The 18,810-nt window shown below is 37.3% G+C and carries 20 protein-coding genes; all 20 read left to right on the top strand.

Annotated elements, in window-relative coordinates; translation table 11 throughout:
* Positions 1–13: 13 nt before the first annotated feature.
* The 20 genes from CKW03_RS19760 to CKW03_RS19660 all read left to right on the top strand — a co-directional run bounded on the left by CKW03_RS19760 (position 14) and on the right by CKW03_RS19660 (position 18,797).
* Positions 14–1,648, top strand: coding sequence for an ABC transporter permease (locus CKW03_RS19760; protein WP_093099818.1), 1,635 nt, complete (start codon positions 14–16; stop codon positions 1,646–1,648).
* A gap of 580 nt (positions 1,649–2,228) precedes the next feature.
* Entirely contained in the window at positions 2,229–2,555 is a 327-nt protein-coding gene (locus tag CKW03_RS19755) for an ArsR/SmtB family transcription factor (RefSeq protein WP_093099816.1), read from the top strand.
* Complete coding sequence (locus tag CKW03_RS19750; protein WP_139185507.1) at positions 2,555–3,124, top strand: hypothetical protein; 570 nt, start codon at positions 2,555–2,557, stop codon at positions 3,122–3,124. Before CKW03_RS19755 ends, CKW03_RS19750 begins: the two co-directional genes overlap by 1 nt.
* Positions 3,125–3,178: 54 nt before the next feature.
* Entirely contained in the window at positions 3,179–3,652 is a 474-nt protein-coding gene (locus tag CKW03_RS19745) for a DUF6428 family protein (protein ID WP_045754520.1), read from the top strand.
* Between the two features lie 53 nt (positions 3,653–3,705).
* Positions 3,706–4,767 carry an ArsO family NAD(P)H-dependent flavin-containing monooxygenase gene (locus CKW03_RS19740; RefSeq protein WP_093099813.1) on the top strand — a complete coding sequence of 354 codons (1,062 nt, stop codon included), beginning with the start codon at positions 3,706–3,708 and terminating at the stop codon, positions 4,765–4,767.
* Positions 4,768–4,910: 143 nt separating this feature from the next.
* Entirely contained in the window at positions 4,911–5,456 is a 546-nt protein-coding gene (locus CKW03_RS19735; RefSeq protein ID WP_236736542.1) for a metallophosphoesterase family protein, read from the top strand.
* A 105-nt stretch (positions 5,457–5,561) separates the two neighbouring features.
* Positions 5,562–6,173: an arsenate-mycothiol transferase ArsC gene (locus CKW03_RS19730; RefSeq protein WP_093099812.1), complete on the top strand. Its 612-nt coding sequence runs from the start codon at positions 5,562–5,564 to the stop codon at positions 6,171–6,173.
* A 1-nt stretch (position 6,174) separates the two neighbouring features.
* Entirely contained in the window at positions 6,175–6,666 is a 492-nt protein-coding gene (locus tag CKW03_RS19725) for a GNAT family N-acetyltransferase (RefSeq protein ID WP_093099810.1), read from the top strand.
* Positions 6,667–6,672: 6 nt separating this feature from the next.
* Positions 6,673–7,704: an ACR3 family arsenite efflux transporter gene (gene arsB, locus CKW03_RS19720; protein WP_093099809.1), complete on the top strand. Its 1,032-nt coding sequence runs from the start codon at positions 6,673–6,675 to the stop codon at positions 7,702–7,704.
* A 531-nt stretch (positions 7,705–8,235) separates the two neighbouring features.
* Positions 8,236–10,407, top strand: coding sequence for a TonB-dependent receptor (locus CKW03_RS19710; RefSeq protein ID WP_093099806.1), 2,172 nt, complete (start codon positions 8,236–8,238; stop codon positions 10,405–10,407).
* A 4-nt stretch (positions 10,408–10,411) separates the two neighbouring features.
* Positions 10,412–11,206 carry a cation efflux transmembrane domain-containing protein gene (locus tag CKW03_RS19705; protein ID WP_093099804.1) on the top strand — a complete coding sequence of 265 codons (795 nt, stop codon included), beginning with the start codon at positions 10,412–10,414 and terminating at the stop codon, positions 11,204–11,206.
* A 689-nt stretch (positions 11,207–11,895) separates the two neighbouring features.
* Positions 11,896–12,558 carry a MarR family winged helix-turn-helix transcriptional regulator gene (locus CKW03_RS19700; protein ID WP_093099803.1) on the top strand — a complete coding sequence of 221 codons (663 nt, stop codon included), beginning with the start codon at positions 11,896–11,898 and terminating at the stop codon, positions 12,556–12,558.
* Positions 12,555–14,036 carry a bifunctional phytoene desaturase/3,4-desaturase gene (locus tag CKW03_RS19695; protein ID WP_093099801.1) on the top strand — a complete coding sequence of 494 codons (1,482 nt, stop codon included), beginning with the start codon at positions 12,555–12,557 and terminating at the stop codon, positions 14,034–14,036. Before CKW03_RS19700 ends, CKW03_RS19695 begins: the two co-directional genes overlap by 4 nt.
* On the top strand, positions 14,033–14,869 hold the full coding sequence (locus CKW03_RS19690) for a phytoene/squalene synthase family protein (protein WP_093099800.1): 837 nt from the start codon (positions 14,033–14,035) through the stop codon (positions 14,867–14,869). Before CKW03_RS19695 ends, CKW03_RS19690 begins: the two co-directional genes overlap by 4 nt.
* Complete coding sequence (locus CKW03_RS19685) at positions 14,869–15,324, top strand: hypothetical protein (protein ID WP_220476618.1); 456 nt, start codon at positions 14,869–14,871, stop codon at positions 15,322–15,324. Before CKW03_RS19690 ends, CKW03_RS19685 begins: the two co-directional genes overlap by 1 nt.
* Positions 15,325–15,327: 3 nt before the next feature.
* Positions 15,328–15,795: an SRPBCC family protein gene (locus CKW03_RS19680; RefSeq protein WP_093099797.1), complete on the top strand. Its 468-nt coding sequence runs from the start codon at positions 15,328–15,330 to the stop codon at positions 15,793–15,795.
* 1 nt (position 15,796) lies between these two features.
* Positions 15,797–16,255 (top strand): sterol desaturase family protein, encoded by a 459-nt coding sequence (locus CKW03_RS19675; RefSeq protein ID WP_093099795.1) that lies wholly within the window; start codon positions 15,797–15,799, stop codon positions 16,253–16,255.
* Positions 16,252–16,953: a lycopene cyclase domain-containing protein gene (locus CKW03_RS19670; protein WP_093099794.1), complete on the top strand. Its 702-nt coding sequence runs from the start codon at positions 16,252–16,254 to the stop codon at positions 16,951–16,953. Before CKW03_RS19675 ends, CKW03_RS19670 begins: the two co-directional genes overlap by 4 nt.
* Positions 16,937–17,500 carry a lipocalin family protein gene (locus CKW03_RS19665; RefSeq protein WP_093099792.1) on the top strand — a complete coding sequence of 188 codons (564 nt, stop codon included), beginning with the start codon at positions 16,937–16,939 and terminating at the stop codon, positions 17,498–17,500. The genes CKW03_RS19670 and CKW03_RS19665 overlap by 17 nt, the downstream gene beginning before the upstream one ends.
* Positions 17,490–18,797, top strand: coding sequence for a cryptochrome/photolyase family protein (locus CKW03_RS19660; RefSeq protein ID WP_093099790.1), 1,308 nt, complete (start codon positions 17,490–17,492; stop codon positions 18,795–18,797). The genes CKW03_RS19665 and CKW03_RS19660 overlap by 11 nt, the downstream gene beginning before the upstream one ends.
* Positions 18,798–18,810 lie beyond the last annotated feature (13 nt).

Below are 18,810 nucleotides of genomic sequence, written 5' to 3'. Positions count from 1 at the left end.
AAAATTAGAATTATTGCCATTAAAAGAATCCCATTTTTCAACTTACATCGATGAAGCAAATATCCAGAAAACTAGTAAAAACGTATTGTATGGGTTAACTGCTGTTTCAATATTCCTATTGGTTTTAGCTTGCATAAACTATATCAATCTGACTACTGCCCAAATACCGCAACGTTCGAAAGAGATCGGGATTCGAAAAACACTAGGGAGTTCAAAAAACAGCATCATTCTTCAAATGATGATGGAAACTAGCACCATCATAACTATTGCTTTGCTTGCCAGCTATTTTGTTTCAAAATTAGGATTAGGACTATTGGGAGATTTAATTAGTCAAGGAGCAAAAGAATTTAACAGTCCAATTATCTTTGGAGGTTTTATTCTTATGGTATTACTCTTTACTTTGATTACAGCAGGACTTTACCCTTCCTGGCTGATCACTAAAGTCAATGCTATCGATATATTCAGAAGCAAGGGCAGTTTGAATTCTGAAAAAGGCGGTTTTAATCTTAGAAAGGCATTGATTGTCTTTCAATTTATCATTGCACAAGTATTTATCGTGGCGGCGATTATTATAGGGCAGCAATTACAATACACCATTAAAAAAGATTTAGGTTTTAATAAAGATGCGGTAGTCATTGTGGCCATTCCATACCGGTTATTTAGTATGGAGAATTTTGACAGTAAGAAACAAACATTGGCCACAGAACTCAGAAAGTTATCAGGTGTAAAAGAAATGACCCTAGGTAATCCACCATTATCAAATAGGGTTAGTTCATCTGCAATGCCATTGAAGTCTAGTGAAAATTCTGAGACTATCATACCTCAGGTTTTTAGGAAATCTGTGGATTCTGAATATGTAAAGTTTTATGATTTAAAACTATTGGCAGGAAAAAACTTAAGTGCATCGGACACAACGAACTCCTACATTATCAATGAATCTGCTATGCATGCTTTTGGCTTCAAAAAACCTGAGGATGCAATAGGTCAGATCATTGGGCAAAAAGGCCAGGATTTTCCAATCGTTGGTGTGATTCAAGACTTTCATGCCCGTGATTTTTATCAGAAAATAGAACCATTAGCATTAATGAGTGAAAAATGGAATAAGAGCACTTTTAATATTCGTTTAACAAACTCTGACAGTAAAAATGTTCGCCAAACGATTGAAAGCATTAAATCTAAATGGTCAGAATTCTTTCCGGTAGAAAAGTTTGATTACAAATTCTACGATGAAACCATTTTAGACCTTTATAAAAAAGAAGAGCAGCTTCAGAAAATCACAAATATCAGTACAGCAATTGCTATCCTATTAAGCTGTTTAGGACTTTTTGGCCTAGCAACAATAACTGCATTTCAAAGGACTAAGGAGATTGGCATTCGGAAAGTTTTGGGTGCATCAATTTCAGGTATTGTCGGCCCTCTTTCAAAAGATTTTGTGAAAATGGTTTTGATTGCGATCCTGATCGCTTCACCAGTTGTTTGGTGGGCATGCAATAAGTGGTTAGAAGATTTTATTTACCGAATAGAGATTTCTTGGTTTCTTTTTTTGTTTGGCGGATTAATTGCAATTGCCGCTGCTATAATCACAGTGAGCTATCAGGCAATCAAAGCCGCAAGAGTAAATCCGGTGGATAGCTTGAGGGATGAGTGATGATGCAAGTACAAAGGCCTTGAATGGATATGAAATATGATATTTGAGAGAGGGAAAGGGTTTATGGCCATAGACATAACTCATTAAGACTTATTTCTTCCGTTGATTGTTGCTATTTACAAATATTTATGAATCTTAGAAATTCTAGTAAGAAAATAGTCACAAATACGTCACAGCTGTAAATTTTAAATAATAAAAAGAAGTTCATAAATTGTTATAGTAAACAGGAAACAAAGATTTTTAACTTTGTTGACGAACGCTGACCTGTGTACTCAAAATCTGTGGGTCCATGATAAACAAAATTGCCAAAATTGCACTTGCTTTCGATTCCTGTTGAATGCTGTATTAAAAGATGGTGAAAACGGCACAAAAACATTCACGGAAAAAAAGTAGAAAATAAACAGTATATATCTCGAAAACTCACGAATCAACTCATACAATTTTTTGACCCAAAGTGTCTTCCATTTTTTAACATTTTTCCCTATACGGCCTAGTTTTATGATCATGGCAAAATAAAATTGCATTTATTATTTTTTTGTTTCATTATTATATCGTAATATTGCAATATAATAATTTAAAAATGGGAGCAACAAAGACAGATCATTTTACGGACCGCCAAAACCAGATTGCGGTTATTGCTAAAGCATTGGGCCATCCTGCAAGGGTTGCTATTATAGAATATCTGCTAAAAGTCAATACCTGTATCACCGGAGATATTGTCAATGAGCTGCCACTAGCACAGCCAACCGTATCACAGCATTTGAGAGAATTAAAAAATGCGGGATTAATACAAGGGAGCATTGAGGGAACATCTGTATGCTACTGTATTGACGAAAATACTTTCAATATATTGAAAGAGTATTTTTCAAAAATAATTTCTACAGTAACCAATCAAAAATGTTGTTAATGATGGAAACTGCTTTCATTGTATCTTCGGTATTCCTGATCAGCTATTCATTATTGGCAGTATTTGATGGTGTATTTTTGCATCTTTACAAATATCGCCTCTATGAACATAAGGAAAGCCGTTTTGAACATCTTATTCATACGATGCGGGCCTTTTTATTTACAGGTATACTTGTCTCTTTATTTATAAATATCGAAAACAACAACCTGTTTGTATTCGGATGCCTTTTGATTGTTGCGGATATCATTACATTGGTGTTGGATGCTTATGTGGAAAAAGACAGCAGACAATTTATGGGTGGACTTCCCCGTTGGGAATATATTATCCATCTGCTGGTGAACGGCTTACATTTTGCCGCTATTGCCATATTTTTAGTGATCAAACTCGATTTTCAATCTAGCGGTATATCGTTAGTAAATAAGTTTAGCCATAGCGCAGGCTATGATACTTTCCAAATTATAGCTAAAAATCTACTGCCGGGAGCGATTATCATAAGCCTCTTACATGTGCTGCTTTACATTCCCAGATTCAGTAAGTATTTTAATAAATTACAGCTAAAGTGCTGTTAAAAAATTTGCTTGAATTTATCGCAATATTGCATTATAACTATAAAATATAAAACAATGAAATTATCAGAAATCAAAGAAATCCTTCCAACATTGAAGAATGTTGAATTTCAATTAGAAAACGGAACATTTGTACCAGAGCATTTCCATGTGACCGAAGTCGGCCAGATCAATAAAAGATTCATTGACTGCGGTGGTGTAATACGTGATGAAAAGGCCGTGAACTTTCAGCTATGGAACGCCGATGATTATGAACACCGATTAAAACCCGGAAAATTATTACATATTATCAGCCTTTCGGAGGAAAAATTAGGCATGGAAGATGCCGAGATCGAAGTGGAATATCAAAGTGACACAATTGGGAAATATGATCTGGAATTCAATGGCAAAACTTTTATATTGAAAAGTAAGACTACTGCCTGTCTTGCACAGGATGCATGCGGGATACCTTCCGAAAAGCAAAAGATAAATCTTTCTGTAGTTACTGGTACTGAAAATAATTCGTGTACACCGGGTGGAGGATGTTGCTAATTCGCTGTAGAATGTCAGATGTCTTTTAAATAACATGTATTAAAGCTAAATCAATGGATGAGATCTTTGATGTTATTGTTATTGGCGGAGGCCAAAGTGCGCTAGCATGTGGATATTATCTAAGGCGGGCAAAACTGAAATATCTTATACTGGATAAACAGGATATTCCTGGTGGTGCCTGGCTCCATAGCTGGGATAGCCTGACCCTATTCTCTCCAGCAGATTACAGCTCTTTACCGGGATGGCTGATGCCAAAATCTGAGCATCGGTTTCCGCTCAGACAAGAAGCAATTGACTATTTGCGTAAGTACGAAGAGCATTATCAACTGAATGTGAGGAGGGGTGTTGAAGTTGTTGAAATTAAAAAGGATGGGATTGTTTTTAAGGTCCTTACCCATCAGGGGGCTTTAAAAGCTAAAACAGTTATTTCGGCAACTGGGACATGGGGCAATCCGGCTATTCCAAAGCTAGCAGGAATAGAAGATTTTAAGGGGCTTCAAATTCATTCAGGAAAGTATAAAAATCCAAAAGACTTTACTGGACGGAAAACGCTGGTGGTAGGCGAAGGTAACTCCGGTGCCCAGATTGTCGCAGAGGTCTCAAAAGTTACCGCTGTAAAATGGTCAACCAAAAAGGAACCTGAATTTTTGCCTGATGAAGTAGACGGATATTATCTGTTTAACGTAGCCTCGGCGCGATACAAGGCCGAAAAAGAAGGCAAACCCTTCGATGCATCGCAGTATAATCTAGGAAATATCGTCATGGTTCCATCTGTTAAAGAGGCCCAAAGCAGAGGCGTATTAGTGTCAAGCGGCACATTCGATAAGTTATATGATAAGGGGGTGATTTGGCATAGTGGGGACAAGGAGGAATTTGATGCTATTATTTGGTGTACAGGATTCGGTTATGATACTTCTTATCTGAAATCATTGATACACATAGACGAAAAGGGCGTTGCAAAGACCAGTGAAAGTAAATCATTAGAAATGCCCGGATTGTGGCTCGTCGGATACGGCAATTGGACCGGTTATGCATCCGCCACAATCATAGGTGTAAATAAAACAGCAAAACAAACAATACTTGAGATTGAAGAATTTTTAAAAAATAGTAACTAATATAATATGAAAATTGCATTATTCAGCGATATACACGCCAATTTACCCGCTTTGTAAGCTTTCTTTGAAGATGTCGATAAAAGAAATCCAGATAGTATCTATTGTTTGGGTGACCTGGTAGGTTACAATAATGGCCAAACGAAGTGATTAACGAAATCCGTAAGCGGAAAATTCCAACCATTGCAGGAAATTACGACTTCGGTATCGGACGTATGAGCAATGAATGTGGCTGTGCCTATAAAACCAATAGTGAAAAAGACAATGGCAATATCTCCAATTCTTTTACAAATTCTATCATGAAGGACGACGAACGTGCCTATTTGCGCACGCTCCCTGCCCACATCAAAGTTGAGTTTCAGTTGAATGAAGATAAACTCAATTTGCTTCTGGAGCATGGCAGCCCAAGAAAGATTAATGAATATCTTTTTGAAGACCGTGAGGAAAAGAGTATGCTCAGGATTATGGAGCAGGCTGATGCAGATATTATGTGTTTCGGCCATACGCACAAACCTTACCACCGCATTTTAAATTCTGGATCCGAAGACCAGGCTCATTATCGTCATGCGGTCAATATCGGTTCGGTTGGTAAGCCCAAGGATACTGATGTCCGCGGTGCTTATGTCATGCTGACCATCAATGAAAACAGCTCTATACTGAACAAAGAAAGTATCGGTGTCGAGTTTATATGATTTGATTATGACGTTGGAAAAGCAGCTAAGGCAGTAGAAGAAAGCCCCCTGCCCAATGAATATGCAGAAAATCTAAGAAGAGGCTATTAATCTTAAACCATAAAAATGAACCACAAAATTATAACGACCATTGAGTCTATTTTAACAAATAGTATTTCAGAAGAAAGAAAAACAGTTTTACAGCCCCTGGCAGACTACATACAGAGGAAGGTAAGAGAGAACCAGACAATCCGGTTAAATTTCATCTGTACGCATAACAGCCGCCGGAGCCATTTATCACAGATCTGGGCCCAGACAATGGCCTATCATTTTGGAATTACTAATGTGTTTTGCTATTCAGGTGGTACTGAGGCAACAGCAATGTTTCCCAAAGTGGCAGAAACATTGAGCGATCAGGGGTTTCAGATTCAGAAGCTCAGCGGAACAGAAAACCCTGTCTATGCAATTAAATATGCCGAAAATGAGGCCGCGGTTATCTGCTTTTCCAAAGAGTATAACAGCGAATTTAATCCAAAAAATGAATTCGGTGCCATTATGACCTGTAACAATGCAGATGAAGGCTGTCCTTTGGTTTTCGGAGCAGAGGCAAGATTCCCGATAAAATACGATGATCCTAAAGTCTCAGATAACACTCCACAGCAAACAGAGGTGTACGCAGAAAGAAGCTTACAGATTGCAGCAGAAATGTTTTATGTTTTTTCACTGGTAAACAAATAGCATGGAAATAACAGCAATCGGTAAGGAGCATTATTCGAATATCTCCAGAATATACAAAGAAGGCATTGAAACAGGCCATGCCACTTTTGAAACAACAGCCCCAGCGTGGGAAGATTGGGATAAAAGTAAACTAAAACACAGCAGGTTTGCAGCAGTAGTTGATGGTATCATCGTTGGCTGGGCAGCCCTTTCGGCAGTGAGCGACCGTTGCGTTTACGGAGGTGTTGCAGAAGTAAGTATTTACGTTACTAATTCTCATAAAGGAAAAGGAGTCGGAAAGACTTTGATGGCCAAGCTAATTGAAGAAAGCGAAGCTTATGGAATTTGGATGCTTCAAAGTGGAATGTTTCCTGAAAATGAAGGAACAGTAGCGCTTCATCAGCGCTATGGTTTTAGAATAGTCGGTTTCCGTGAAAAAATAGGAAAACTGGGAGACACCTGGCGCGACACGATCATTATGGAAAGAAGAAGTAAAACAATAGGAATAAATTAAAATAATATGCAGCCAAAATTAAAATTTCTCGACAGATACTTAACACTTTGGATATTTCTCGCTATGGCAGTTGGCGTAGGCCTGGGCTTTTTATTTCCCGGCACTTCAAAAGTAATGGATTCACTATCTATAGGTACAACTAACATTCCATTAGCCATTGGACTAATCTTAATGATGTACCCGCCACTCGCTAAAGTTGATTATTCCCTTTTACCTACTGCTTTTAGGGATAAAAAGGTAATCAGTCTATCTCTATTATTGAATTGGGTCATAGGCCCTATTTTAATGTTTATCCTTGCCATTTTGTTTTTAAGAGATGAGCCGGATTATATGATCGGATTAATTCTTATTGGTTTGGCCAGATGTATTGCAATGGTGATTGTATGGAATGATCTCGCTAAAGGAAACCGTGAATACGCAGCCTTATTAGTCGCCTTAAACAGTATCTTTCAGGTATTTACTTATAGCTTCTTTGTATGGTTATTTATCAATGTACTGCCAGGTAAATTAGGACTAGCCAACTTCGATGTCAGTGTTTCAATGAAGGATGTCACAGAAAGTGTATTGATTTATTTGGGTATTCCTTTTCTTGCGGGCTTTTTGAGCCGATATATCTTAGTGAAGTCAAACGGGATAGAATGGTACAATAGAAAGTTTATTCCCACAATATCACCCATAACATTGTATGCCCTATTGTTCACGATTGTCTTAATGTTTAGCCTCAAGGGTGAAAAAATAGTGGAACTGCCGATGGATGTAGTAAAAGTAGCGATACCACTGATAATATATTTCGTACTGATGTTTTTTGTGAGTTTCTTTGTAAACAGATCAATGAAGGTTCCCTACGATAAAAATGCATCCATTGCATTTACGGCTACTGGAAACAATTTTGAGCTGGCAATTGCTGTCGCCATCGCAGTATTTGGCATCAATTCTCCTCAGGCATTTGTTGGTGTTATTGGTCCCTTAGTCGAGGTTCCTGTTTTAATACTTTTGGTTCGGGCCAGCCTTTGGTTAAAGAAAAAATACTATACCTAGAACATTCGGGGGCATAGTTTTAGTTCGATCACCTGAAATAATTTTGTGTCCCTGTTGTTCTATTACCTATGATTAAAAAAAGGCTTATTCCCCCTTATTTTTAATCAATTAATTCAACATAATTTAATAAATTTGCGCAATGAGGTATTTATCGTTCATCATGGCAATAATGGTCTTGGTCTTATCGGCCTCACCTTGCTTTATTGAGGATAAATGTCTTGAACAAACATGCATGTCAACAGAAGATCAACACCAAAATGACGATGATTGTGGAATGTCCTGTTGTTCTCCTTTTTCCAAGTGCAATACCTGTACAGGCTTTGTTGTAACTTCTTTTTGTTTTTCATTAGTTTCGCCCGGAAAATTACAGATAATAAAATTGGGTTCATTATCTGCTCCGACGATTTTAGATTTTCCCTACTCTACTTGGCATCCGCCACAGTTAGCTTAATATACCGTGCTCTGCACAAAAAGGTAGGAACAGCACTTTCCAACTATATTTCTCCTTTACAATAATATTAAGCATATTTCATGAAAAATATATTCATCGTGTCATTATTCATGACATTCAATCTTTGTGGTTACGCCCAAAGTATTTTTAAGGCCGTAGTTAAAGACGGTGAACACAAGGAAGTTTTAATTGGCGTTACTTCGGAGGTAGTAGGAACCGAAATTGCGGCAACTTCAGATCAAAGTGGGAAAATTACGTTGATCGATATTCCCGATGGATCGCAAACTATAAAGTTCAGCTATGTTGGTTTTAATGAGCGTATTGATACATTTCAATTTCCGTTAGAGGACACAAGCTTTATTGAGATCTTACTGGAGGAAGCCAGCGAAAAGTTGGAGGAAGTCGTAATTTCATCTACAAGAAGTACGAGGACCATACAAAATACGCCGACCCGTATTGAGGTTATCGGAAGTGAGGAACTGGACGAAAAGGGCAATATGAAAGCGGGGGATATCCGCATGCTTTTGAGTGAAAGCACAGGTATTCACGTACAAACAACTTCACCCATCAGTGCCAACGCAAGTATTCGTATTCAAGGGCTCGACGGACGATATACACAAATTTTAAAAGACGGCTTCCCTCTTTATTCGGGTGCTTCAAGCGGATTGGGCTTGTTGCAAATTCCACCGCTTGACTTAAAGCAGGTCGAAGTTATCAAAGGTTCAACCTCTACCTTATATGGTGGCGGCGCAATAGCAGGTTTGGTAAATCTCATATCCAAAACACCAACGGAAGAACGGGATATGCGTTTTCACTTAAACGGTACGTCGGGCAGAGGATTGGACATTAACGGTTTTTATGGACAGAAGTTTAAGAAGATTGGAACAACCATTTTCGCTTCGCATAATCGCAACGGGGCTTATGATCCCGCAAAAATAGGACTTTCGGCAATCCCTAAGTTTGAAAGGTATGTACTGAACCCTAAGTTATTTGTTTACTTCAATGATAAAACAAAAATGAACTTTGGTATTAATACCACCATTGAAAACCGCTTGGGTGGCGATATGCTTTACATCAAAGGAAACGGAGATAACATCCATCAATATTTTGAAGAAAACAAAACACAGCGTTATTCTACTCAATTTGTTTTTGACCATACTGTAAACGAAAACAGTTCTGTAAAATTAAAAAACAGCGTAAGTTATTTTAACCGGAATACGGCTATTCCGAATTACGAATTTGAGGGAACGCAAACCGCTACTTTTACGGAAGCAAGCTATAGCCACTGCAAAGAAAAATCAGAGTGGGTAACAGGCTTTAATATTTGGACGGACAATTTTAAAGAAAAACAGATTACCCCATTTCCGTTGAGGGATTATAACCAAACCACATTCGGGGCTTTCGTTCAAAATTCTTTTAAGGTCACGGATTGGCTTCAATTGGAAACGGGCTTAAGGGCAGACTATGTTATAGATTATGGCGCTGTGTTCTTACCAAGAGTATCGGCATTGTTTAAGATTGCAAACGGATTGACTTCACGTGTCGGTGGTGGATTTGGCTACAAGACGCCAACCATTTTTACAGAAGAAATTGAACGCATACAATATCGCAAAGCAATGCCAATTGACGACGAGATCAATAAATTGGAAAAAAGTTATGGAGCAAATGCAGACATCAATTACCGCACTAATATTGGCGAGGATTGGACTTTCAGCATAAATCAATTGTTTTTTTATACTTATCTGGATAATCCTCTGTTGCTTCAAAATGCATTGCCAGATCTTTATCAGTTCGTCAATTCACCGGGTTACATCCATACAAAAGGGACCGAAACAAACGTAAAGATCGGCTATGATGATTTAAAGATGTTCTTGGGCTATACTTATACCGATACACGTTTGCTTGAAAACGGAAGAAATACAGATAATCCTCTGACACCAAAACACCGAATCAACTCTGTTTTGATGTATGAAGTAGAGGATAAATGGAAGATTGGCTTGGAAGCTTATTATTTCAGTCCCCAAATACTGAACGGCGGAACAACCGGAAAGGACTATTGGACCTGTGGCTTTATGGCTGAAAAGATCTGGGAACGGTTCTCCCTGTATCTTAATTTTGAGAACTTCCTTGACACAAGGCAGACACGTTTTGATACTATTTATACTGGTACAATTACAAATCCTGTCTTTAATGACATTTACGCACCATTGGACGGATTCGTGATCAACGGCGGTATAAAAGTTAAACTTTAAACTGATGAATAAAACAATATTTAATATCACTAAAATGGACTGCCCGAGCGAGGAGCAGTTAATCCGTATGAAGTTGCAGAACTTCGACATGGTAAAATCATTGGAATTTGATATTCCAAACAGAAAATTGAGTGTTTTTCACAATGGAGGCCCGGAACCTGTTTTCTCGGCTTTGGAAACCCTAAACCTGAATACCACATTGATTTCAACCGAGGAAACTGATGTAGTTAATGGAATAGATACTGGCAATAACCAACGGAAGCTATTATTCACAGTATTGGTTATTAATTTTCTCTTCTTTGGATTAGAAATGCTGTTCGGTATTTTTTCCAACTCAATGGGATTGATAGCAGATAGTCTGGATATGCTTGCAGATAGCATAGTTTATGCATTGGCTTTGTTTGCAGTTGGTGGCACGATTGTACGAAAAAACAACATTGCTAAATTTGCTGGTTACTTTCAAATCGTTTTAGCAGTTATCGGCTTTGTAGAAGTAGTCAGGCGTTTTGTTGGTTTGGGAGAAATGCCCGATTTTAAAACCATGATTATTGTTTCTGTGTTAGCACTGATGGCTAACGTACTTTGTCTTTATTTATTACAAAAGAATAAAAGCAAAGAAGCACATATGCAAGCGTCTATGATTTTTACGTCAAATGATGTAATAATAAACTCGGGAGTTATTGTCGCGGGATTATTAGTTAATTGGCTGGATTCAGGGTATCCTGACTTGATTATTGGTGCAATTGTATTTGTTATCGTAGCCAGAGGAGCATATCGTATTTTAAATATCGCGAAATAAATTTGTAAACTTCAGACGCAAATACTGACGAAAGATCTTTAGCGATATTCTCTTCAGAACTCAAGAGTTGGTAACAATAGAATATTAAACTATCTGAAAACCGTCACAAATAAGTCACAGCGCTAAATTTTGATTACTGAAAAAAAACACATAAATTGCTCTAGCAAGCAGGAAACAAAGATTTTTAACCTTGTTGACGAATGCAGACCTATAGGCTCTTAATCTGTGGGTCCTGAGTTCGAGCCTCAGCGGGGTCACTTTCAAGCCTCAACTCCAGTTGGGGCTTTTTATTTCATAATCATCTGCTTAGTAGATAGTTTTAGATTTTCCTGTTTCTTGCATATTTGAGCCAAAAAATTGGGTTTAATTGAGATCGAACCCTTTTATTATCACACAAAACTACACACGAATACCTCTTTTACAATTTATTGCGAATTACTTCATTGTAATTTTAGGGTTTGTTCGTTTTTGTACCAGCGGGCCGACTTCTTGGAGCTCGAACCCCAATAATATGAATATCAAAGTCTATTTTATTAATGATATGTGTAGCTCTCCCTCTGACCTTATCAGCAGTATTACCTATAAATTAGATTTTACTAATACGTATTTAAAAAGAACTTCATAACAAATAGCATCAAAATATACATTTTATTAAATATTATAGTATATTTAAATACTAATTTGAATGTATGAAATACGACACTCTAAAAAATATTGTCAATCTGCTTGAAGAATTCGAAGCTGATAATTTTTCAGGAAAAACATATCCTAATGATATCGAAGGCTTTAAAAGATGGATAGTTGCCAATTATAAAGGTGATGTAATAAATAATGAACCTGATTGGGAAGGAAAAGAAAACGGACGTAGTCCTGAAAGCGTCATCAATACGTTGATTGTTCATATGAACAGATATGCCAAGAGTTATTCAAAATCAGCCCTATTCGGCTCGGATTTTTCAACACAGGAAGATTTTATCTACCTCATTAACCTAAAAGCTTTTGGAGAAATGACCAAAATGGACTTGATAAAAAAGAATGTACATGAAAAACCTGCCGGAATGCAAGTTATCAACCGGTTGATTGCACAAGGTTGGGTGGATCAAACTGATTCTGAGACCGACAAAAGAAGTAAGGTGTTAAAAATCAGCAATAAAGGAATTCAGATTTTAGAAAAGCAAATGGACAAAATCAGAAAAGCAACTGAAATCGTTACAGGAGATTTAACCCATAACGAAAAAATGGAATTGATCAGGTTGCTCAATAAACTCAATGATTTTCATCAACAGATTTACGATAAAAATATTGAACCAGAATATTTATTGAATGAAGTTTTAAAAGATAGAAGACGATGAAGAATAAAATAGCCGTTATCGGTTCCGGTTTCTCGGGTTTATCTGCAAGCGCATACCTAGCAAAAGCGGGAAATGAGGTTCACGTATTTGAAAAACACGAGCAGCCAGGTGGAAGAGCAAGGCAATTTTCTACCCAACAAGGTTACGTATTTGATATGGGACCAAGTTGGTACTGGATGCCTGATATTATTGAAAGTTTTTTTGCTGATTTCGGCTACAAAATCTCTGATTTCTTCGAGTTGATTTCATTAAACCCACAGTTTGAAATGATTTTTTCACAAGAGAAAATCAGTGTACCTGAAAGTTTAGGGGAATTAAAAATCTTGTTCGAACAAATCGAAAAGGGTGCAGGATTACAATTAGAAAAATTTATGCGATCGGCTAAATTCAAATATGAAGTCGGTATGCAGGATTTCGTGAATAAGCCTTGCCATAATTGGTCAGAATTCATTTCTCCTAAAATAACTAAAAGTGCATTGAGATTGGATTTGCTGACGAACTTCAGAACCTATGTTGCCAAATACTTTAAAAGTGAAAAGCTAAGGACATTAATGGAGTTTCCCGTAATTTTTCTCGGTGCTTCTCCAAAAAATATTCCTGCATTATACAGTTTGATGAATTACGGAGGCTATGCTTTAGGGACGCATTATCCGATGGGCGGCTTTTATCAATTGGTATTGGCGATGAAAAAAGTAGCCGAAAGGCAAGGTGCTAATTTCCATTTCGACAAAACCGTTGAATGTATAAACACGGATAGCGGCAAGGTAAGATCTTTAACTATCAATGGCAATATCTATGAATTTGATGCTGTAATTGCTTCTTCGGATTATCATCATACAGAAACGCTTTTAAATAAAGAGTACAGAAATTATTCTGAAGCATACTGGCAAAACAGAACATTTGCACCATCAAGTTTGATCTATTATTTGGGCATCGATCAAACCATTCCCAACCTGCAACATCATACACTTTTCTTTGAAAATGATCTGGACGAACATATTGATTCTATCTATGGCGAGAAAAAATGGCCCGATAAACCTCTGTTTTATACTTGTTGCCCCTCCAAAACAGATAATACCGTTGCTCCCCACGGTAAAGAAAACCTGTTTCTTCTGATGCCATTGGCGACCGGAATCAATGATGGAGAATTTACACGGGAAAAATATTTAACCGAAATGCTTTCAAGGATTGAAAGACTTACAGGCATAACCGATTTACGGTCAAAGATAGAATACAAAAGAAGTTATTGTGCCAGTGATTTTGTTTCAGATTACAATGCCTATGGTGGCAATGCTTACGGACTGGCAAATACGCTCGGTCAAACTGCGGTTTTAAAACCTAAGATAAGAAACAAGAGATTGAAAAACTTATTCTATACCGGTCAATTGACCGTTCCCGGCCCCGGAGTTCCCCCGTCCATTATATCGGGTAAAATTGCAGCGAACGAAATAATCAAGCTTCAACAAGAAAAACCATGAAACAGCTGTTTGACGAACTTTCTTACTCGGTAAGCAAGATAACGACCCGGAAATATAGTACGAGTTTTTCCCTGGGTATTTTAGCGCTGAAACCGTCTATTCGTTCTGCAATATATGCAATATATGGGTACGTGAGATTAGCAGATGAAATCGTGGACAGTTTTCACGGGTACGATAAAGAGAAGCTATTGAATCGGTTAAAAGCAGAAACCTACGACGCACTGCATGAAGGAATTTCGCTCAATCCCATCCTACAATCGTTTCAGGAAACAGTAAATCAGTATAAAGTTGACAAAAGTCTGATTGAGCAGTTTTTACATAGTATGGAAATGGATTTGCAGAAAATAGATTACAATTCAGAACTATACGAAGAATATATTTTTGGTTCAGCGGAAGTAGTTGGGCTGATGTGTCTGCAAGTTTTTACAGATGGAAATATGGAAAAATATAATGAATTGAAACCTTATGCAATGAAACTGGGATCAGCTTTTCAAAAAGTTAATTTTTTAAGGGATCTAAAAGATGATTATCAGATTTTGGGCAGAACTTATTTTCCGAATATTGATATGAGCATTTTTGATAATTATGTGAAATGTCAGATTGAAGAGGAAATAGAGGAAGAATTTAAGGAAGCGTTGATCGGCATTAAGAAATTACCCAATTCATCTATGTTCGGTGTGTATCTGGCGTACAAATACTACCTGTCTCTGTTCCGAAAGATAAAAAGAAAATCTTCCAAAGAGATATTGAACAACAGGATTCGCATCCATAATTCCGAAAAAGCTTATGTAGCTTTCAAAAGTTATGTAAGATATAAAACAGCTTTTCTGTGATGAAATTTCTTGGTTTATTAATATCGACTATATTCTTTTTGATAAATTTTAATGGAACAGGTTTGGATGTAGTAAGGGCTAATTACAACAAGCTGGTATCAGATAAAGAATTGTGCAAAAAAATGATTGCGGATTTGGATAAAGCAAAAGACAATTCGGCTACTCATCTGGCTTATTTAGGTGCTTTGCAAACCATTTGGGCAAATCACATCTTTAGCCCTATAAGTAAACTCAATACATTTAAAGAAGGGAAGAAAAACATCGAGCAGGCAATCAAAAAAGAACCTTCCAATGTGGAATTAAGGTTTATCCGGCTTTCGGTTCAAAAAAATGCTCCCTCTTTTTTGGGATATAAATCAAACATAAATGAGGATACCGAATTTATTAAGGAAAACCACCATCAAATCGGGTCGGATATTTTGCGGAAAAATATAGAAACACTTTTAAAAGACTAAGCAATGAAACATCGATTATACAGGCAGCAACAATTGTATTGCGATATCGAAACAGCTTGGGATTTTTTCTCTTCTCCCAAGAACCTTTCGAAGATCACACCCAAAGATATGCGTTTTACTGTGCTGTCTGATTATAACAGGGAACAGATTGCTGAAGGAATGGTTATCGATTATATCGTTTCGCCGTTGCTGAAAGTTCCTTTGAAGTGGAGAACGAGAATTACCCATGTGGAATCAAATAAAAGCTTTACTGATTTTCAGGAGAAAGGACCTTATAAATACTGGACCCATTTTCACGAATTTATTCCCAACAAAGGCGGAGTGCTGATGAAAGATACGGTAGATTATGAATTGCCTTTCGGCTTTTTTGGGAAGATGGCACATCTACTTTTTGTGAAAAATAAATTGGCGTACATCTTTGATTTCCGATACGACGTTTTAGAAAAAAAATTTAACACAATGAAGAACTGATATGGCTTTTTTAATCGTATTGCTCACATTTACATTAATGGAAGGGGCAACCTGGATTATCCACAAATATGTTATGCACGGTTTCCTTTGGTTCTTGCACAGAGACCATCACGACCACAGCAATGAGGGCGTTCTTGAAAAGAACGACTATTTCTTTGTCATATTTGCTATACCGACTATTGCTTTGATGTATTTTGGTTCGTTAGAAAATTTCAATTATCTGTTTTTTATCGGATTGGGCATTATGCTTTATGGAATGGCTTATTTTTTTGTTCACGATATTTTTATCCACCAACGGATTAAATTTCTGTCCCGAACCCAGAACCCTTACTTTTTGGCACTGCGCAGAGCACACAAACAACATCACAAGCATATCGGCAAAGAAGATGGCGAGTGTTTTGGTTTTCTATATGTGCCTTTCAAGTATTTTAAAATGTATTTTAACTCCGAGAAAAAATGATAGCATATACTTACTCATTAGTGTTGTTTTTTACGGTCATCATATGTTTCATCGCATCTTACGATAGGCGAATTCTCTTTAACCGTTATTTTGGAGCATTTATAAAATCTGCGATTTTCGTTGCTATACCATTTATTTCTTGGGATATATGGTTTACGGCAAAAGGTGTTTGGTGGTTCAATACAGATTATACACTTGGAATAGTGATAGCGGGATTGCCTCTTGAAGAATGGCTTTTCTTTATTTTCATTCCGTTTTCATGCGTGTTTACCTATTTCTGTTTTGATAAGTTTTTCAAGTTAGGATGGCTATCCGGCTTTAATAACCTGATCGTTTTCGTTAGTGTGATTGTCTGTTCGATTATGGCTTTGTTGCATTATGATAAAATCTATACATTGTTAACGGCTATCGCTACCATAACAACTTTAATTTACCTGCATTTCATTGCTCGGGCAGATTGGATTGGCAAGGCATCTTTCGTGTTTACGATATTGATGTTAGGTTTTTTTCCTGTAAATGGCGTGCTGACCGGAACTGGGATAGAAACGCCTATCGTAAATTACAATCCCGGAGATTTTCTAGGCATAAGAATACTAACGATACCAATTGAGGATGCTGTTTATGGATATACGCAATTTCTTTTGGTGCTTTACTTTTTTAAAATATTTAAACAAACGCATAATGAAAGCAAAAAATAAAATTTTAGTTGTAGTCTGTTCCTTGGGATTTCTTGCACTTTTGAATTCCTGTGCCTCGATTCCAAAAAAGGCAAAAGCGGTCGAAAACTTTGATGTAGATAGATATCTGGGGGCGTGGTATGAAATTGCCCGTTTTGATTTTCGTTTTGAAAAGGATTTGGACAATGTTTCCGCCCAATACAGCCTGAACGAAGATGGTAATGTCACTGTGTTGAACAGCGGTTACAACTATAAGAAAGAGAAATGGAAAAAAGCCGTCGGCTTAGCAAAATTCAGGGAAGATAAATATACCGCTAAATTAAAAGTAAGTTTCTTCGGCCCTTTTTATGCAGGATACAATGTAATTGCATTGGACGAAAATTATCAATATGCGTTGGTCGCTGGAAAAAATTTGAAATATTTATGGATTTTATCAAGAACAAAAGATATTCCGGATGAGGTTAAAACAAACTATCTGAAAATTGCGCAACGGATTGGCTACGATACTTCTAAACTGATTTGGGTAAAGCACGACAGGAACGATAATCCATTTCTGAATGAAAAGTAAAGTCTCTATTTTTTGGTTTCGCCGAGATCTGCGTTTGGAAGATAATGTAGGGTTATATCAAGCCCTTGCTTATGAATTCCCCGTGTTACCGGTTTTTATTTTTGACGAAACCATCTTAAATAAATTAGAAGATAAAAAAGACCGAAGGGTTGACTACATCCATCAGGTACTTTTGGCAATAAATAACGAATTGAATAAATTCGACGCAAGGCTGAATACATTTTATGGCAACCCGTCCGATATTTTTAAAATGCTTTCCGAAAGATATGCTATTCAGGGTGTTTTCTGCAATTGTGATTATGAGCCGCAAGCCATTAAACGAGATAAGGACATTCACCAGTTTTTCAACGAGCGGGACGTTCTTTTTAAGACATTCAAAGATCAGGTCATTTTTGACAAAAACGATGTGATGAAAAACGACGGTACACCCTATACGGTTTATACCCCATATTCAAAAAAATGGAAAGAGTTATTGACAGCAAAAGATTACAAGTTGCATAATTCTGATTACGCTAACTTTTTCAGGCAAGACTTTGCCGAAATCCATTCGTTAAGTGAGATTGGCTTTAAAAAAACAGACATCACTTTTGAAAAGCCGGAATTAGATGCGACCATCGTTGATGAATACGACAAATTCAGGGATTATCCGGCAATGCAATGGACAACCGTGCTGAGCATCGCTCTTAGATTTGGTACCATCAGTATTCGTAAATGCGTAGCTTTTGCAATGAGCCACAATCGAACATGGCTGAATGAATTGATCTGGCGGGAGTTTTTTATGCAGATTCTGTATCATTTCCCGAAAGTAGTAACTCAGTCTTTCAAAGCGAAATACGATAACATCAAATGGCGAAACGATGAGCAAGAGTTTGAAAAATGGTGCAGGGGAGAAACAGGCTACCCAATTGTAGATGCCGGAATGCGACAATTAAATGAAACAGGATATATGCACAATCGGGTCCGGATGATTGTAGCGAGTTTCCTATGCAAACATCTATTGATAGATTGGCGTTGGGGCGAGGCTTATTTTGCTCAAAAGTTGAATGACTATGATTTGTCCGCTAACAATGGAAATTGGCAGTGGACATCGGGTTCAGGTTGCGATTCTGCACCTTATTTCAGGATTTTTAATCCAACTGTTCAAACGGATAGGTTTGACAAAAAGCTGGAATATATTAGAAGGTGGGTACCCGAATTTGGAACAGATGCTTATCCCCAACCGGTAGTAGAGCACAGCTACGCAAGAGACAGAGCATTGAATGTATATGGAGAAGCTTTGCGGAAAAACAATCAATAACTTTTTAATTATA

Source organism: Sphingobacterium mizutaii (genome assembly GCF_900187125.1).
In the GTDB taxonomy this organism is placed as follows: Bacteria; Bacteroidota; Bacteroidia; order Sphingobacteriales; family Sphingobacteriaceae; genus Sphingobacterium; species Sphingobacterium mizutaii.
This window is presented reverse-complemented; position numbering and strand designations above follow the sequence as displayed.

What these genes read in the sequence shown, in the direction of transcription:
- CKW03_RS19755 (WP_093099816.1), top strand. Translation starts at nt 2,229, where the DNA reads ATGGGAGCAACAAAGACAGATCATTTTACGGACCGCCAAAACCAGATT.
- CKW03_RS19750 (WP_139185507.1), top strand. Translation starts at nt 2,555, where the DNA reads ATGATGGAAACTGCTTTCATTGTATCTTCGGTATTCCTGATCAGCTAT.
- CKW03_RS19745 (WP_045754520.1), top strand. Translation starts at nt 3,179, where the DNA reads ATGAAATTATCAGAAATCAAAGAAATCCTTCCAACATTGAAGAATGTT.
- CKW03_RS19740 (WP_093099813.1), top strand. Translation starts at nt 3,706, where the DNA reads ATGGATGAGATCTTTGATGTTATTGTTATTGGCGGAGGCCAAAGTGCG.
- CKW03_RS19730 (WP_093099812.1), top strand. Translation starts at nt 5,562, where the DNA reads ATGAACCACAAAATTATAACGACCATTGAGTCTATTTTAACAAATAGT.
- CKW03_RS19725 (WP_093099810.1), top strand. Translation starts at nt 6,175, where the DNA reads ATGGAAATAACAGCAATCGGTAAGGAGCATTATTCGAATATCTCCAGA.
- arsB (WP_093099809.1), top strand. Translation starts at nt 6,673, where the DNA reads ATGCAGCCAAAATTAAAATTTCTCGACAGATACTTAACACTTTGGATA.
- CKW03_RS19710 (WP_093099806.1), top strand. Translation starts at nt 8,236, where the DNA reads ATGAAAAATATATTCATCGTGTCATTATTCATGACATTCAATCTTTGT.
- CKW03_RS19705 (WP_093099804.1), top strand. Translation starts at nt 10,412, where the DNA reads ATGAATAAAACAATATTTAATATCACTAAAATGGACTGCCCGAGCGAG.
- CKW03_RS19700 (WP_093099803.1), top strand. Translation starts at nt 11,896, where the DNA reads ATGAAATACGACACTCTAAAAAATATTGTCAATCTGCTTGAAGAATTC.
- CKW03_RS19695 (WP_093099801.1), top strand. Translation starts at nt 12,555, where the DNA reads ATGAAGAATAAAATAGCCGTTATCGGTTCCGGTTTCTCGGGTTTATCT.
- CKW03_RS19690 (WP_093099800.1), top strand. Translation starts at nt 14,033, where the DNA reads ATGAAACAGCTGTTTGACGAACTTTCTTACTCGGTAAGCAAGATAACG.
- CKW03_RS19685 (WP_220476618.1), top strand. Translation starts at nt 14,869, where the DNA reads ATGAAATTTCTTGGTTTATTAATATCGACTATATTCTTTTTGATAAAT.
- CKW03_RS19680 (WP_093099797.1), top strand. Translation starts at nt 15,328, where the DNA reads ATGAAACATCGATTATACAGGCAGCAACAATTGTATTGCGATATCGAA.
- CKW03_RS19675 (WP_093099795.1), top strand. Translation starts at nt 15,797, where the DNA reads ATGGCTTTTTTAATCGTATTGCTCACATTTACATTAATGGAAGGGGCA.
- CKW03_RS19670 (WP_093099794.1), top strand. Translation starts at nt 16,252, where the DNA reads ATGATAGCATATACTTACTCATTAGTGTTGTTTTTTACGGTCATCATA.
- CKW03_RS19665 (WP_093099792.1), top strand. Translation starts at nt 16,937, where the DNA reads ATGAAAGCAAAAAATAAAATTTTAGTTGTAGTCTGTTCCTTGGGATTT.
- CKW03_RS19660 (WP_093099790.1), top strand. Translation starts at nt 17,490, where the DNA reads ATGAAAAGTAAAGTCTCTATTTTTTGGTTTCGCCGAGATCTGCGTTTG.